Annotated in this window: 15 protein-coding genes; 10 read left to right on the forward strand and 5 right to left on the reverse strand. The window is 69.6% G+C overall.

Annotated features, from left to right (window positions below; translation table 11 throughout):
* Positions 1-11 precede the first annotated feature (11 nt).
* The gene (locus KV397_RS06090; RefSeq protein WP_261812431.1) at positions 12-566 is read left to right on the forward strand and encodes a hypothetical protein; all 555 of its coding nucleotides are present in this window, start codon (positions 12-14) and stop codon (positions 564-566) included.
* Between the two features lie 79 nt (positions 567-645).
* Here the strand turns inward: KV397_RS06090 and KV397_RS06095 are convergent, their stop codons facing one another.
* Both KV397_RS06095 and KV397_RS06100 read right to left on the reverse strand, forming a co-directional pair.
* Complete coding sequence (locus tag KV397_RS06095) at positions 646-2,265, reverse strand: amidohydrolase (RefSeq protein WP_261812432.1); 1,620 nt, start codon at positions 2,263-2,265, stop codon at positions 646-648.
* Entirely contained in the window at positions 2,262-3,497 is a 1,236-nt protein-coding gene (locus KV397_RS06100) for an MFS transporter (RefSeq protein ID WP_261812433.1), read from the reverse strand. Before KV397_RS06100 ends, KV397_RS06095 begins: the two co-directional genes overlap by 4 nt.
* Positions 3,498-3,678: 181 nt before the next feature.
* Between KV397_RS06100 and KV397_RS06105 the strand changes: the two genes are divergently transcribed.
* The 3 genes from KV397_RS06105 to KV397_RS06115 all read left to right on the forward strand — a co-directional run bounded on the left by KV397_RS06105 (position 3,679) and on the right by KV397_RS06115 (position 5,397).
* Positions 3,679-4,281, forward strand: coding sequence for a TetR/AcrR family transcriptional regulator C-terminal domain-containing protein (locus KV397_RS06105; protein ID WP_165875378.1), 603 nt, complete (start codon positions 3,679-3,681; stop codon positions 4,279-4,281).
* A gap of 71 nt (positions 4,282-4,352) precedes the next feature.
* Entirely contained in the window at positions 4,353-4,727 is a 375-nt protein-coding gene (locus KV397_RS06110) for a DUF2255 family protein (protein ID WP_134351575.1), read from the forward strand.
* A gap of 286 nt (positions 4,728-5,013) precedes the next feature.
* Positions 5,014-5,397 (forward strand): hypothetical protein, encoded by a 384-nt coding sequence (locus KV397_RS06115; protein WP_047521905.1) that lies wholly within the window; start codon positions 5,014-5,016, stop codon positions 5,395-5,397.
* Between the two features lie 30 nt (positions 5,398-5,427).
* Here KV397_RS06115 and KV397_RS06120 read toward each other — a convergent pair whose 3' ends face one another.
* Genes KV397_RS06120 through KV397_RS06130 form a run of 3 tightly spaced genes read right to left on the reverse strand, consistent with a single transcriptional unit; the run spans position 5,428 to position 11,212 of the window.
* The gene (locus KV397_RS06120; RefSeq protein WP_261812434.1) at positions 5,428-8,892 is read right to left on the reverse strand and encodes an error-prone DNA polymerase; all 3,465 of its coding nucleotides are present in this window, start codon (positions 8,890-8,892) and stop codon (positions 5,428-5,430) included.
* Entirely contained in the window at positions 8,892-10,430 is a 1,539-nt protein-coding gene (locus KV397_RS06125) for a DNA polymerase Y family protein (protein ID WP_261812435.1), read from the reverse strand. The genes KV397_RS06120 and KV397_RS06125 overlap by 1 nt, the downstream gene beginning before the upstream one ends.
* Complete coding sequence (locus KV397_RS06130; protein ID WP_248540665.1) at positions 10,427-11,212, reverse strand: hypothetical protein; 786 nt, start codon at positions 11,210-11,212, stop codon at positions 10,427-10,429. Before KV397_RS06130 ends, KV397_RS06125 begins: the two co-directional genes overlap by 4 nt.
* A 129-nt stretch (positions 11,213-11,341) precedes the next feature.
* Between KV397_RS06130 and KV397_RS06135 the strand changes: the two genes are divergently transcribed.
* The 6 genes from KV397_RS06135 to KV397_RS06160 all read left to right on the forward strand — a co-directional run bounded on the left by KV397_RS06135 (position 11,342) and on the right by KV397_RS06160 (position 15,732).
* Positions 11,342-11,812, forward strand: a complete 471-nt coding sequence (locus KV397_RS06135; protein WP_047521913.1) for a prepilin peptidase — start codon at positions 11,342-11,344, stop codon at positions 11,810-11,812.
* A 49-nt stretch (positions 11,813-11,861) separates the two neighbouring features.
* Positions 11,862-12,074: a hypothetical protein gene (locus KV397_RS06140; RefSeq protein WP_047521915.1), complete on the forward strand. Its 213-nt coding sequence runs from the start codon at positions 11,862-11,864 to the stop codon at positions 12,072-12,074.
* The gene (locus KV397_RS06145; RefSeq protein WP_261812436.1) at positions 12,067-12,681 is read left to right on the forward strand and encodes a CYTH domain-containing protein; all 615 of its coding nucleotides are present in this window, start codon (positions 12,067-12,069) and stop codon (positions 12,679-12,681) included. Before KV397_RS06140 ends, KV397_RS06145 begins: the two co-directional genes overlap by 8 nt.
* A 63-nt stretch (positions 12,682-12,744) precedes the next feature.
* Positions 12,745-13,905, forward strand: a complete 1,161-nt coding sequence (locus tag KV397_RS06150) for a type III polyketide synthase (RefSeq protein WP_261812437.1) — start codon at positions 12,745-12,747, stop codon at positions 13,903-13,905.
* Entirely contained in the window at positions 13,902-14,627 is a 726-nt protein-coding gene (locus KV397_RS06155) for a methyltransferase domain-containing protein (RefSeq protein WP_261812438.1), read from the forward strand. Before KV397_RS06150 ends, KV397_RS06155 begins: the two co-directional genes overlap by 4 nt.
* Positions 14,614-15,732: an FAD-dependent oxidoreductase gene (locus KV397_RS06160; protein ID WP_261812439.1), complete on the forward strand. Its 1,119-nt coding sequence runs from the start codon at positions 14,614-14,616 to the stop codon at positions 15,730-15,732. Before KV397_RS06155 ends, KV397_RS06160 begins: the two co-directional genes overlap by 14 nt.
* Positions 15,733-15,761 lie beyond the last annotated feature (29 nt).

Here is a 15,761-nt window from a genome sequence, read left to right on the forward strand (position 1 = left end):
GGGTGTTCGGTGTGACAGACGAGAGGAAGACGCGGCGATCGGCTGCCGATGACGGGATCCTGCGGGTCCACCGAGCGTTGAGGTCGGGGTTCGGGACTGAAGCGGCCGTGTACGGCACGATCCTGGTCAGTGGCCTCGTCGCGGTGTCGTCCGCGCATGGCGAGACGTCCATCGCGGTGCTCCTGACCGTCGCGGTCACCGTCCTCGTGTTCTGGGGAGCCCACGTCTACGCCGGAACGGTGGCGAGGGTCAGCGACCGTGCGGAACGTGAGCAGGGGGAAGCGGTCGGCGTGCGAGCAGCGTTCGCCGCGTCCGTGAAGCACTCCCTCGGCATGCTCAGTTCCGCGACCGTCCCGGCCGTCATCCTGCTCGCGGGAACGACGCGGGTGATCCCCGACGGGCTCGCGAACGACCTCGCGCTCTGGTCGGGAGTCGTGATCCTCGCCTTCCTCGGCTATGTCGCCTTCCTCCGCCGGGGGAGTCCCTTCTTCGTCCGCGTCCTCGGCGCCCTCGGAACCGCATCCTTCGGGCTCGTCTTCGTCGTTCTAAAGGCTCTCGTGCACTGACGGTTCGTGCGGTCAAGGGCGTGGCCGCTCCGGGGCACGTCCGCGACCCGGGATAGGCGGCGCGCCCGTCAGGTGAGGATCACGAGTTCTCGCGTCGCGCGGGCGGAGACGACTCCGCGAAGACCGTGCGTCCCGCGATCACGGTCTGCACGACCCGGGCGCTCAGCAGCGTCTCGAGATCCCCACTGAACGGATCGGCGTCCAGGACCACGAAATCGGCCGCGGATCCGGGGGCGATACGTCCGCGCCAGCTTCCGTCGCCCATCGACGTCGCCGCATCTCGCGTGGCATGCGCGATCGCCCGTTCGAGCGGGAGCGCCTGCTCCGGGTGCACGCCTGCCATACCGGGCACCAGCGCGGACGCTCGGGTCGACGCGACGAACATGTTCGGGAGCGCCTGATGCGGAGCGGTCGGCGCATCGGTGGAGAAGGCGAGGAGCGCACCCGCCTGCTCGTACTCCGACCAGGCGAACGCGCGGTCGACGCGTTCGTCTCCGAGCTGTGCCGCCCAGTTCCCGAAGATCGCCGGGTCGGCGTGCACAGGCTGCATGGAGGCGGTGACGCCGAGGCGCGCCATCCGTTCCGCCGTTCCCGGCGCTGCGTACTCGAGGTGTTCGATGCGGTGTCGGCGCGGTCGTTCACCGTTGGTCGCGATCGCGTGCTCGATCGCGTCGAGGGCGAGCGTGCTCGCGGCGTCCCCGATCGCGTGCATGGCGATCTGCAACCCGGCCGCATCCGCCGCCGCGACGACCGGGAACAGGCGCTCGGCGGGCCAGATCGGCCCCGCGTTGGTGCCGTCCGCGTACGGCGCGCCCATGGCTGCCGTACAGGCATCGATGGTGCCGTCGAGGACGAGCTTGATGCCGAGCACGCGTGCCCCCGCCGTCGGTGTCGAGGCGTGCGCGGCGGCCTGCTCGACCTGCGCGAGGTTCGCGGCATCGTCGCCGATGTTCGCGACGAACCAGTGCGCGGCGACACGCAGAGGCAGTTCGCCGCGCTCGGCGGCGCGTGCGAGTGCGGCGAGCCCGAGCGCATCGAAGGCCATGTCCACCGCCCCCGTCACGCCGGCGGCGATGTAGGCGGACACGACTCGCCGGACCGCCGCATCGCGCTGCGCGTCGGTCGTGTTCGCGTCGCGGTGCGCCCAGGCATGCAACTGTGCGGCGGTCTCGTAGAGCATTCCGGTCGGCTCACCGGATGCGTCGCGGGCGATGCGTCCGCCGAGGGGATCGGGCGTGTCCCGCGTGATCCCCAGCTCCGCGAGAGCCGCCGTGTTCACCCAGCATGAGTGGTAGTCGTTCGCGTCGAGGTAGACCGGGATGTCGGCGACGACCGCGTCGATCATCGCGGCGGTCGGCTCTCCGTCCGGGATCGCATCGAAGAGCCAGCCGCGCCCGCGAAGCACGCCGGATGCCGCCTCGCGAGCCCTGCGAAGTCGGCGCTGTATCTCCTCGAGAGAGGTGGCATCCGTGAGCCCCACCTGCCCCAGGGCTTCGCCCATCATCAGCAGGTGGGTGTGTGCGTCCGTGAATCCGGGGAGCACGGTGCGACCTTCCAGGTCCACCACCGTGTCGGCGGCGGGCGCGTCGGTGTCGGATCCGACGTAGACGAACACGTCGCCGTCGACGACGACCGCGTCGGCCCATCGTGATTCGTCTCCGGTGAAGATCCGGCCGTTGCGGTAGAGGGTGCGGGTCATGCGTCGTTCTCCTGTGCGGTGAGGCGTTCCAAGCGGGTCGAGACCAGGGCGATGGCTCCGGTGGGGATGGCCAGGACGAAACTCGCGATCCCGAGTGCGACGGCGAAGCCCTGGTAGCCGAGGGCTCCGACGAGCGCTGCGCCGATCACCGGCGTGAGCGCTGATCCGACGAGGTACACCGCCAGCAGCGGGCCCGACCAACGGCCGTCGGCATCCAGCGCGGCAGAGGTCGAGACGAAGTACATGAACGCGATGGCATACACGGAGTTCCAGGCGATGAAGACGACGATGAAGGTGGTCGGGTCGGTCACGAAGCCTTCGCAGATCTTCAGGACTCCACCGGCGATCAGCAGGATCACGAGAGGGACGGCGCGCCCGAAACGGGCACCGACGATCATGAGCAGGACCGAACCGAGGAGTCCGCCGGCGGTCGCACCGCTGAGTGCGATCCCGAGGCCTTCCGGTGTCAGGGCTGCTTGTTCCGCGCCCATCACCCCGGCCATGGCCCAGAGCGAATCCTCGCTCACCGCCCACAGCGCGAACGTGATGAGGAGCCCGAAGCCCGCGATAGTGACCTTCCGCGAGCGGGCCGGGGAGACGCGAACCGTCCCGGTCGGCGGGATCTCGATCGGCATCGCCTCGGCGACGGCTGCTCCCGCCTGTGGAGCGACGACCGGTGCGGCGGGGAGCCACACCGAAGCGACCAGGCCGATCAGGTTGAACAGGGCCAGCGCGCCGAAGACGTCGATCGGCGCGAGCCCGATGAGGGGGATCACGGCGAGCACCACGGTGATGACCCCGCGATTGGCGAGCCCGTTGAAGCCGGCGACCCGGTCCGGGTTCCGGAAGGCGGCGAGGGCGGCGCCAGAGGCGGCGACGGCACCGCCGGCTCCTGCTCCTCCCAGGAGCAGGCCCGGGAGTATGGCCGCGGGGGCGAGCGCGGCGGTCGCGAAGCCGATCACGGCGAGGCTGAGGCCGGCGCGTGCCACGGTCCGACGGTGAATCCCGGCGCACAGCGGAGCGATGGCCAATCCGGTGACCGCGGTGAGTAGGAGGGTCGCGGTGACCAGCCAGCTCGCGGAGAGGACGTCGATTCCGAGGCCGCTCTGGGCGGCGGAGATCATGTACGGCGACAGGTTGACCCCGAGGTATCCCGCGATCCCGATGGCGAAGGTGGCGGTGGCGGTGGGGAGACGGAGGGGGATCCGGGTGCGGAGGTCGAGAGTGGTCATGAGGCTCCAAGGGGAGGGCACGGCATTGTGCGCGAGGGAGGGCAGAGGGCGTGCGTCGGTGGGCACGACTTCATAAACGAATGGTGTTCGTCAACGAATGGTGTTCACTATTATGCACAGGAGAGGGTTCGTGCGGAACCCCGATCTTCATGTCCGGTCTTCCGGAGAAAGCGAGCCCACCATGCCCAGGCCTTCGTCCCCGCTGCTCTCTCCGGAGATCATCGGATCCGCCGGGCTGGCGCTCGCGAAGGCGGGGAAGCCGTTCGGGGTCAACGCGATCGCGCGCGAGTTGGGCGTGCGGCCGTCCTCGTTGTACAACCACGCGGACGGCATGGATGAGATCCTCGAGCTCATGCGCGGCAGGCTCGTGGAGGAATACCGCGTCGAGTGGCGGGGTGAGCCCTGGCCCGAGTTCCTGCACGTGATGCTCCGCACGCAACGCCGGATGTACGCGGATCATCCGCAGCTCGTGCCCCTGCTGGTCGGCAAGACGATCACGAGCCCCGCGGTGATCGCCGTGTACGACGACCTGGCATCGGTGCTCGTCGACGGGGGATTTCCCGAAGATGAGGTGCTCTCGGTCATCGCCGTGCTCGACGCCTTCGCGATCGGCTTCGGTCTCGACCTCGCCTCACCCGACGAGATCTGGCAGCCCGAGGGCGAGACGCGCACTCTCGGTCGGCTCATCGACGGAGCCGAACAGGGGAGTGCGCGATCGGATCGCACGTTCGAGCTCGGCGTCGGTCTTCTCATCGACTCCCTGCGTGCACGGCTCACCCGGTGAGCGATCGTGAGATCCTCCTCGATCTGACGTAGCATGCACTCTGCCTCACCCACCGATCTCGAGGAGGACTCATGACGACCTGGAACCCCGAGGAGCTGGCCCGCATCGCCGCGCCGGAGATGTTCGACCTCTCCGCGCAGCTCGCAGACGGCACGACGCCGAAGACGGTCGGCATCTGGGCGGTCGCCGTGGATGGCCGCCTGTTCGTTCGCTCCTACACGGGCCTTGCAGGCAAGTGGTACGCCCCGGCTCTCGCGAGCCTGCGAGGGCGTGTGTCGGCGGGCGGCATCACGAAGGACGTCCGCTTCGAGCCCGTCACCGACGAGGCGACCAACGTGGCGATCGATGCCGAGTACCTCGACAAGTACACGCCGAGCCCCTACGCGCCGGAGATGGGGCAGGAGCCGGTGCGGTCGAACACCCTCGAGGTCATCCCGATCGACTGAGTGCGGTTCCGAGGCGTCGGGTGCGGCGCGGGAGTGGGCCCTCCCGAACGATCCGCCCCAGACGTATCGTCGAGAGGGCTCTCCGTCCTTCCCGGACGGTGGGGGAGGCGGCGAAGTTCGCTGCGCTCACGGCTGAATCCCCAGTCCATCAGCCTCGTAGCCCCCGCTACGTGAGCAGAGTATCGCTTAATCGTCTTGTCCGCCATTTGGGGGACAAAGATATTTTCGGAACTTTCTCGCTGAGACGTTCTGTTGCCTTCCGGGCGGCGTTGCCTAGGGTGGACACATGGACAGGTTGCTCGTCGTCGCCGCGCAGGTCGCCATCGCTCATGGGCACCGGGTCGAGGTGACGGAGCAGATCGACCCGCTCGCCGGGGAGCCTGTGGTCCTGTCCATCGTCGACCTCGACACCGGTATCCGCTACCGACGTGCAGAGGATCCGAGTGGCGACCTCTCTCGGTGGATCGGACGTGTGTTGGAGTGCACGGTGACCATCGGGGGAGCCGACTCCCGCACCTCTTTGCTCGTCGATCCCATCGGTCCGGGGGCGACCGGAGCGAAGCGCGCTCTGCGTGGCGCGGACGCCGCCGCGGATGCCGCGAAGGCCGAGGCCGACAGATGGGGCGGCGCCGACCGTCCACCTCCCGAGGAACACGAACGCTTCTGGTGACGCCGAAGCCGGGTGCAGGGCTCCCGTCGCTCATCGGAAGTCCCTGGACCGGTGTGTGAGGCCGGTGCGGAGATCCTCGAACCCGTCGGCGAGCACATTGACCACCCCCTCGCTCGACCGCTCCAGGATGCCGCGGATGATGAGAGCCGGTGAATCCCGGGCGACGCGACGGTAGCGGTTCCAGACCCCTGCCGAGCAGACGACGTTCACCAGACCGCTCTCGTCCTCGAGGTTCACGAAGGTGATCCCGGCGGCCGTCGCCGGTCGTTGCCTGTGAGTGACGAGTCCCGCGACCTCGATGCGCCGACCGACCTCGTGGCTCTGCAGATCGACGGCGGTGAGCACCCCGCGGGTGCGCAGTGCCTCCCGGAAATGCGCCATCGGATGGTCATCGGTGGACACGCTGGTCGCCCAGAGATCGGCGGAGAGACGCTCGTAGCTGGTCTGGTCGGCGAACAGGGGAGGCTGCACGGCGACCGTGGTCCCCGGGAGGAAGCGTGAGCGGTCGTCCGCCGCGGCTCCGGCCAGCCAGATCGCCTCTCGGCGCTCCAGCCCCAGACAGTCGAAGGCCCCTGCCGTGGCGAGGGCCTCCAGCTGTGCGGCGGTGGCATCCGTACGCCGCACCAGATCGTGCAGATCCCGGTAAGGACCGTGTGCGTCACGTTCCGCGACGATCCTCTCCGCCAACGGCACACCGATCCCCCGGATGCCGCTGAGGCCCAGTCGCACCGCGAATCCGCCGTCCCTGCGGTGGGCAGCGGACTCGTCGGGAGCCTCCCGGTCGAAGCGGAGGACAGCAGGTTGAGGAGCGGCGAGGCACTGCGTCCGGCCGGTGGGTCCGCCTTCGGAGTCATCGGCGAGCGGCTCCAACGAATCCGTCGCTCCGGACAGGTGCAGATCGGGCCGACGGACCTCCACTCCATGCCGCCGTGCATCCGCAGTGAGGGTCGCGGCGGAGTAGAAGCCCATCGGCTGCGCGCGCAACAGCCCGGCGAGGAACGCGGCGGGATAGTGCAGCTTCACCCAGGAGCTGGCGTAGACCAGCAGGGCGAACGACAGCGAGTGCGACTCGGCGAACCCGAAGTTCGAGAACGCCTGGATCTGCGCGTAGATCCGGTCAGCGGCGTCGGCATCGAGCCCTCGTCTGCTCATGCCCGCGTAGAGCTTGTCCTTGACCTTCTCGATCTTCTCCAGCCCGCGCTTGGAGCCCATGGCGCGCCGCAGCAGGTCGGCCTCATCCGCGGTGCAGTCACCGATCGCCGTCGCCATCTGGATGAGCTGCTCCTGGAAGATCGGAATGCCCAGCGTGCGTTTCAGGATGTCTTCCAGATCGCTGTGCGGGTAGGGGATCGTGAACTCCAAGGGGTCTTCACCACGCCGTGCGCGCTCCCGGTTCTCCTCGTCGACCCGGTCCTTGGCGATCTTCCGCCGCACGAACGGATGCACCGCACCGCCCTGGATGGGGCCGGGACGGATGAGGGCGATCTGGATGGCGAGGTCGTAGAAGCTCCGCGGCTGCAGACGGGGGAGCAGCCCGATCTGTGCGCGGGACTCCACCTGGAAGACACCGATGGAGTCCGCGCGACAGAGCATGTCGTAGACGGCGGGCTCCTCCTTGGGGATGGTCTCGAGCCGCCACTCCTCACCCGTGGCCTGTCGGATCAGATCGAAGCAGTGCTGGAGGGCGGCGAGCATCCCGAGGCCCAGGAGGTCGAACTTCACGAGCCCCATGAACGCGGAGTCGTCTTTGTCCCACTGGATGACGGTGCGGTTCTCCATGCGCGCATGCTCCACCGGTACGACCTCGCCGACCGGACGAGCGGTGAGCACCATGCCGCCGGAGTGGATGCCGAGGTGGCGGGGGGCTTTCAGCAGTTCGCCGGCATAGGCGAGCACGTTCTCGGGGATGTCGTGGTCCTCGGCCGGCTCCAGCCCCGCACCCCAGCCGTCGACCTGGCGGGACCAGGCGTCCTGCTGACCGGGGGAGTGACCGAGCGCTCTGGCCATGTCGCGCACCGCGTTCTTCGGCCGGTACTGGATGACATTCGCCACCTGGGCCGCTCGCTCCCGGCCGTACTCCTGGTAGACCCACTGGATGATCTCCTCGCGACGGTCGGAGTCGAAGTCGACGTCGATGTCGGGCTCCTCCGTCCGCGTGGTCGCGAGGAACCTCTCGAAGGGGAGACGGTAGAGGATCGGGTCGACCGCCGTGATCCCGAGCAGGTAGCAGACCGCGCTCGCCGCAGCCGAACCTCGTCCCTGGCAGAGGATGCCGCGTCTGCGTGCCTCGGTGACGATGCCGTGCACGATCAGGAAGTATCCGGGGAAGTCCTTCTCCTCGATCACATCCAGCTCACGGGCGATCCGGTGTTTGCCCTCCTCGTCCAGGCGGGGATACTTCGACGGCACGGCCGCCCAGACCAGGTGACGCAGCCAGCTCATCGGTGTATGCCCCTCCGGCACCTTCTGCTGCGGGAGCGCGGGTCGTGCCAGGCGCAGGGGGAAGGCGGAAGCCGTCGCCAATTCGAGCCCGTAGGAGATCGCTCCGGGATGCCGGTGGAAGCGCGCCGACATCTCTGCGCCGCTGCGGAGATGGGCGCCCCCGTGCGCGGGCAGCCAGCCGTCGAGCTCATCCATGCTCCGCACCGCGCGGACCGCAGCCACGGCCTCGGCGAGTGGCGCCTGTGCGGGAGTGGCGTAGTGCACGTTGTTGGTCGCCACCACCGGCAACCGCATCCGTCGTGCGAGCCCGGCGAGAGCGTCGTTGCGGCGGGTGTCCAACGGGTCCCCGTGGTCGAAGAGTTCGACGGCGACGTGATCGTTTCCGAACAGGTCGACCAGGGTTCGCAGCGGGGTGAGGCCGTCGCCTGCTTCGAGCCCGCGGCGCACGGCACCTTTGCGGCAACCGGTCAGGATCGTCCAGTGGCCTCCTGCGCGTTCGGCCAGATCGTCGAGGTCGTATACCGGTCGTCCTTTCTCGCCCCCGCGCAACTGCGCCGCGGTGATCGCCCCCGAAAGGCGGTGGTACCCCTCCTTCCCCCTGGCGAGGACCAGCAGATGTTCTCCCGCGGGGTCGGCGGAACCTCGTTGCGGCGCGGGCAGATCGAGGGACAGCTCGGCCCCGAAAACGGTCTGCAGCGGACTCTCCATGAGATCGGCGACTTCGGCGAAGCGTGCGGCACCGTAGAAGCCGTCGTGGTCCGTGAGCGCGAGTGCGGTCAGTCCGAGGCGGTCGGCTTCGGCGAGCAGATCTTCGGGGGAAGAGGCCCCGTCGAGGAACGAGTAGGACGAATGGGCGTGCAACTCGGCGTAGGGCACGGCATCGTGCGGACGGGGGATGCCGATGGGGGGAGTGCGCTTGCGGCGACGGCTGACCGGTCCGGGATCGCTCCGTGTGTTCTTCGGCTCGGCGCCCGGAGGGGGCGAGGGGGACTCCTCGCCGCTGAGGGTGCGCTCCAACTCGTTCCACGACAGGGGCGGATTGTGCCAACCCATCAGCGATACCTCCCCTCGGCCCACCAGCGCTCGCCGGTATGGAAGACCAGCCAGGCGCGATCCTGGTCATCGACGATCTGGAGCCGATGCCCGCGTTTCCCTCCCCCTGCGGCCCAGCGGCGTTCGTGAACGGGCCAGGGACCGGCCCAGGCCTGCACGGAGGCACCCTCGATGCGGGCGGGGTCTTGCGAGAGGGTTCCGCGTTCATCGACGCTGACCGTGGTCTCATCCGCGGCGAGGACTCCGATGGGGCGCGGGGGGTGGAACACCTCGGCGGGCAGAGGGTCGGGGAGGCTGCCGGGCCACGGCGATCCCGGATCCCGTGGAGGGACGGCGCGCTCTCCCCACGGGGTGAGCACCTGACGGTCGGCGAGCCAGCGACCACCGGAGATCGCCGCGGTGACCACGCCCTGATGGCCCAACATGGTCTGCACGCGCGAGACCGCGTGGTGCAGGCGCTCATCGGTGCCGGAGCCGAAGAGCCCCGGTTGGTGATGGGCGGCATCATCCACAGCGGCGGGGGTGATCCGTACGGCGGTGATGCCGCCGAACGCTCGTGCCTCGTCGATCGGTTCCTTCGCGGACTGCGTGGCCAAGGCCTCCAACTGCCAGCGCACCCGATCGACGAGGTCGGAGGCGTCGAAACAGGTGGGGTGCAGCCAGGATCTCGAGAAGACCGCCCCGTTGTCGTCGGTCAGATCGATCCGCACCTCCGTGCAGACGACCGAGGCCTCACCGAGAGCGAGCATCACCGCGTCGGCTGTCTGCCGCACCGCGAAGGCGATCTGATCGGCTCCGCCCAGCGGCGAGTCGAACTCGACGCTGCGCACGAGCTCGGGGTCGGGTGGGCGCGGGGTCAGGGGGCGGGAGTCGGCACCCGCGGCGAGCGCGTGCAGACGCGCACCGTGTTCACCGAAGCGGTCGCGCACGTCAGGCGCGGCGAGGGCGGTGAACTCGCCGAGGGTGCGTATGCCGAGCCGGAGGAGGAGTCCGGTGATCTGTTCGTCGCGCAGCACCTGCACGGGGTAGGGGGCCAAGAACTCCCGGGCGGTGCCGGACGGTACGACCGTCCAGGGCGTCGGGCCTCGAGCGGCGATCTCGGCGGTGAAGGGGCCGTCTGCGATGCCGATGCGCACCTCGGGGAAACCGGCCTCTCCGAGGACGGTGGCGAGTGACGCGGCGGCCTCCGCTTCCCCACCGTGATAGCGGGAGATGCCTCTGGCGCGGAGGATCGCGAGTCCGGGGCGCAGCAGAGTGACTCCCGGGGCGTGCTTCTCGATGAGCTGGAGCACGGGAAGGAAGGCGCGTTCGTCACGGGCCGGGTCGTGCGGGAGTACCTGGAGGGAGGAGAGGTGGCCCTGCGCGACTCGGCGGCGCTGACCGGTGCGGACGCCGTGCTCCCTGGCGGAGGCGGTGCAGGCGACGATCGTGTTGGCTTGCACCAGGGCGGTGGGCGGATGTGGGGGTGCGCCGCCGAGCGCGGCTCGCATCGGCCAGTCGGGGAACCACAGCACGAGGACACGGAGAGGGGCGTTCATCCTGCTTCCGCCCATCGCAACAGTTCCGGGGGAGCGGATTCACCGAGGGAGGACCTCTCCGGCGAGAGCGCAGGGAGTGCGGTGAGCTCTGCCCCGACGGCCTCGAGAGCGCCGTGCCCTCCCGGCAGCTGCACGCGCACACTCGAGGGGCGAGGGCTGTGTCGTGTCTGCGCCGTCACCGTCACGGTGCAGTCGGAGAGCAACCCCCAGCCGGCGCCGAGACCGTGCCAGTGCGGGTCATGAAGGCGTATCGTGCCCTCGCTCTGCGGCCATCGTCCGGTGCCGGGGGACTCGGTGACCAGAAGCGTGCAGCCGCGATCACGCAGGCGAGCGCTCAGCCGGGAGACGTCGGCGTCTCCGGCCCGGGTTCCGGGGGCGACGACGATCAGAGGCACGACCTCGGCCAGCGCGGAGGTCGCCGCGAGCCAGCGCTCGCCGGGGGTGGGCACGAGGATCAGGCGGGCGAGGTCGATGCCGAACGCGGCCGCTGCTTCGACGCCGAGCGTGGGCATGCCCACCACCGCGCACCAGTGCCCTTTCCGGGATGCGGCGCTGAGCAGCGCGAGCACCAGGCTCGGCGAGGGGGAGACGGTATAGGACGTGCCGGTCTGCAGGCCCTCTTCCGGCAGGAGCGCCGCGAAGGCGGGATCGAGGGGGAGCAGCGTATGCTCGCTGCGACGTCGTTGCATCCTGCTGATCTCGCGGCGCAGTCGCAGTACTTCACCCGCGCGGGAGTCGCTCGCCGGAGAGAGCGAGGTCACCGCATCGAGCCCGATCACCATGCGTCCATTCTCGAAGATATGTACGAATAAAACAAGTCGCACCGATGACGATAGTTCGTACATCGGACATCGCGTCGAGTTCTCCACAGGGCCCACGCGGGCGATCCGCCCATCTCCTAACCTGCGGGGATGGACATCCGGTTCGCCCTCATCGCCCTCGTGCACGTCGCCCTGGTCGTCGTCGGCGGCGCACTGATCGTGATCGACGCCCGCACGCACCGACTGCCCGACCTGATCGTGCTGCCGACGCTCGCATCACTCGCGGCCCTCACCGCGGTCGACGCCCTCCTCACCGGGCGCGGCGACGCGCTCCTCCGCGCCCTCCTCGGCCTGGTGATCCTCGGCGGGTTCTATGCCGTGCTGCGAGCGATCAGCCGCGCAGGGATGGGCGGCGGCGACGTGAAGCTCGCTGCCGTGATCGGCCTCGTGCTGGGGTGGCACGGGTGGGATTCGCTCGTGATCGGTGCCGCGGCGGCATTCGTGCTGGGCGCGTTCTACGCACTGGCGCTCATCCTCCTGCGTCGCGCGACGGGGGCGACCCGCATCGCCTTCGGGCCCTGGATGATCGCCGGAGCCCTTCTCGGCATCGTCCTCGGCTGAATCCGCCCGTCCTCGTGCCGACACCGCGAGGACGGGCTACCCTGAGCACATGGCACTCGCACGACTTCACGGCGGCCCGCTGGACGGGCAGATCATCCCTCTCGGCGATGCGGACGACAAGCTGATCGTCCCCTACAGCGAGACGCAGGTGGTGTACAACCGCCGCGGTGGGCCTCAGAACACCGGTCCGGATGACGGGCCCACGGAGGTCGACTACTGGTTCGAGGAGTCTCTCGAGGATCTCACGCTCGACGATGACTGAACCGTCTCGCACCGTCGAGGTCGAACGCAAGTACGACGTCGACATCGAGACCCCGTTGCCGCGCTGGGACGCGATCCCCGGCGTCGACGCCGTCACCGCCGGCGAGCGTCGCGCATTGGACGCCCGATACTTCGACACCGCCGACGGTGCGCTCGCTCGTGCCGGCGTGGCGCTGCGTCGTCGTACCGGCGGGCCGGACGCGGGCTGGCACGTGAAGGGTCCTCGCCAGGGCGACGGCCGGCTCGAACTCGGCTGGCCGCTCGGCGACGGTGACGACCTTCCTCCGGCCGTCGCGGAGACCGTCGCGACCTGGACGACCGCACCGCTCACCCCGCTGGCGCGCATCGAGAACGATCGCACCGCCTATCTGCTCAGCGGTCCGGACGGGGTCGTGGCCGAGTTCGTCGACGACCGGGTGCGGGCCACCGACCTCCGCGGCGGCGTGCAGCGCCAATGGCGCGAGTGGGAGATGGAGCTGGGGCCCGCCGCTCCCGACGATGAGCTGCGGCGCACGGCGTTCTTCGACGCCGTGGAGCACGCCGTCCTCGCCGCGGGCGGCCGCGAATCGGCATCCGGCTCCAAGCTCGCTCGCGCGCTCGGTTTCTAGGCAGAGGCCGCTCGCGAACGCAACCCCTTCCCCCAGGGGCGCGGCGCATGCTTGAGTGACAGCATGAGCCGACCGCCTGTGCTTCGATCGCTGCAGACGATCGTCCCCGAAACCGTTCTCGTGCAGGAGCAGGTGCGCGACGTCTTCGCGCAGCAGCCCGATCTCGGGCGGCTCGCGCAGCGGATCGTGACGACGTCGTTCAACGTCTCGGGCATCGACACCCGGCACACCGTGATCGATGAGCTGTCGCTGGAGTCGGAACCGGCCGACCCCGTCTTCTTCGACCGTCGTACCGGGATGCTCCTCGCGCCCGGCACGAGAGCACGAAACGACCTGTACACCCGGGAGGCGGCGAAGCTCTTCGTCGAGGTCGCGCGGCAGGCCCTCGACGCCGATCCTGAGATCGGCCCCGAAGACGTCACCCACGTCATCACGGTCTCCTGCACCGGATTCCACGCCCCGGGACCGGAGTACGAGATCGTCCGCGGACTCGGACTCTCCGATGCGGTGCAGCGATTCCATCTCGGCTTCATGGGCTGCTACGCGTCGATGCCGGCGTTGCGTGCGGCGAGCCAGTTCTGCGCCGCCGATGAGAACGCCGTGGTCCTGGTCGTCAGCGTCGAGCTGTGCACCCTCCATCTGCGTTCCTCCGAGGACCCGGACACGATCGTCGCCTCCTCGTTGTTCGCCGACGGTGCGGCAGCCGGCATCGTGACGTCCCGTGATCTTCCGTCGCCGTCCTCCTCGCTGCAGCTGGACCGTTTCCACACGGCCATCGCGCCGGAGGGCGAGAAGGACATGGCCTGGACGATCGGTGACACCGGCTTCGAGATGATCCTGTCGACCTCTGTTCCGCAGATCATCGGGGAGACGATCATCGGCGCCCTTCGACCGCTGTACTCGGCCGAGAATGGCCTGGCCGAAGCCTTCGAGGCCGGGACGGTGGGGGACCAGGTGCAGCATTGGGCCATCCACCCCGGCGGCCGCAGCATCCTCGACCGGGTGCAGGAGCGGATGCAGCTCAGCGACGCGCAGCTGCACCCGGCGCGGGAGGTCCTGCGGGAGAACGGCAACATGTCGAGCGCGACGGTGCTCTTCGTCCTCAAACGGATCCTGGAGGCTGAGGGGGCCAGTGGCGGAGAGCGCGTGGCGGCGATGGCTTTCGGGCCAGGGCTCACGGCCGAGAGCGCGCTGATGACCGTCGTCGCGCCGACCGGGTCATGAGCCCCGATCTCACGCTGCGAGATGTGGAGGTCCGCGAGCGGATGGACCATCCGCATGCGGACGCTCGGAAGCTGGCGCGGACCTACGGACGGTTCGGTCTCGTCAACGCGCTCGTCTCCCGGCCCGGGGCGATGTATCGGCGCGACATCCGTCCTCGCGCGGCGCGTACCGGGCGACTGCGGATCCTCGATGTGGGGGCCGGTGGGGGAGACCTCTGCCGATTGCTCGCGTGGCGTCTGCGTCGAGAGGGTCTCTCGGCGGAGGTCACCGCGCTCGACGCCGACGACCGTGCGATCCGCTGGGCAGCGGCGCATGATGGCGGTGCGGGCGTGCGATACCGCTGCGCGCTGACCACGGAGCTCGTCGCCGCGGGGGAGACTTACGACGTCGTGCTGTCCAACCACGTGCTGCACCACCTCGATGACGCCGAGCTTCAGGGCGTGCTCAGCGACTCCGTGCGCCTCGTCGCTGCGGACGGAGTGGTGGCGCACCACGACATCGCCCGCAGCCACACCGCGTACGCCCTGTTCGCCGCGGCCACCTGGCCCATCTCCCGCAGCCTCCTCGCCGACTCGTTCATCCGCGAGGACGGGCTCCTCAGCATCCGTCGCTCCTACACCCTCGCCGAGCTCGCGGCGGTCGCCCCAGACGGGTGGAGCGTACGCGGCGGTGCACCCTTCCGCGTGGAGCTGCGATGGGACGGGGCACATGCCCGACCATGACGTGCTGATCGTCGGCGCGGGGCCGGTGGGTCTGCTGCTGGGCTGCCTGCTGCTGCAGCGCGGTCTGCGGGTGGTGGTGTGCGAACGTCGAGCGGACGCGGATCAGCGGACCAGGGCCATCGGCATCCACCGCCCCGGGTTGGACGCGTTGGACGCCGCGGGCGTCGGACACGAGGTGCGCGCGGAGGCGCTTCGGCTCGAAGGTGGGGAGGTGCGCAGCCGTCGGCGCACCCTGGCGTCCGTCGACTTCGCATCGGATCGTCCGGTCCTGATCCTCCCGCAGCCGCGAAGCGGCGCGCTGCTGCGGGACCGGATGCACTCGCTCTCGGAGGAGGCCCTGATCACCGGATGCGCCGTTCGCCTCGTCCGGCAGGACGCGGATGCCGTGCACGTCACGGCGGACTCCGCCGTGGGAACCCGCATGATCTCGGCGGCCGTGGTCGTGGTGGCCGACGGCGTGCGGAGCCGTCTGCGTGAGGGGCTCGATACCGGATGGCGTCGTCGGGCCGGACGCGCCGCGTATTCGATGCTCGATGTCGAGGAGCCGACGTCGGAGAACCGGGCCGTCCTGCACTGCGAGCCGGAGGGTCTGGTCGAGTCCTTCCCCCTCCCCGGTGGTCGCCGTCGATGGGTGGTGCGGGGCAGTGCAGACGCCCTTCGCACCGCCGATGACTTCCGTGCGACGATCGAGCGGCGTACCGGGATCGGCATCGAACCGGCCGCCACGGACGCCCCCACTCCCTTTCTCGCCGCCCAGCATGCGGCGACGCGCCTCCATCAGGGCCGGGTGGTGCTTCTGGGCGATGCCGCACACGAGATCAGTCCGATCGGCGGACAGGGCATGAACCTCGGGTGGGTCGATGCCGTTCGTCTCGCGGAACGACTCTCCGGCACGCGGCCCGGCGCGGTGCCGGACCTGGGTCCGTACGACCGACGGGTGCGCCGATCGGCATCCCGGGCGCAGCGCCGCTCCGCGTTCTACATGGCGATGGGGGCGCCCGCCCCGGCGCCGGTGGTGCGCGGCAGAGAGATGCTGATGCGTACCCTCGGGTCGGCTCCGTTGCGCGGCTGGACGGCAGGGCTCCTCACGATGCGCGGCCTGTGACGCACGAAGGCCCGGTCCGCACTCTGCGA

It is taken from the genome of Microbacterium aurugineum (assembly GCF_023101205.1).
Lineage (GTDB): Bacteria > Actinomycetota > Actinomycetes > Actinomycetales > Microbacteriaceae > Microbacterium > Microbacterium aurugineum.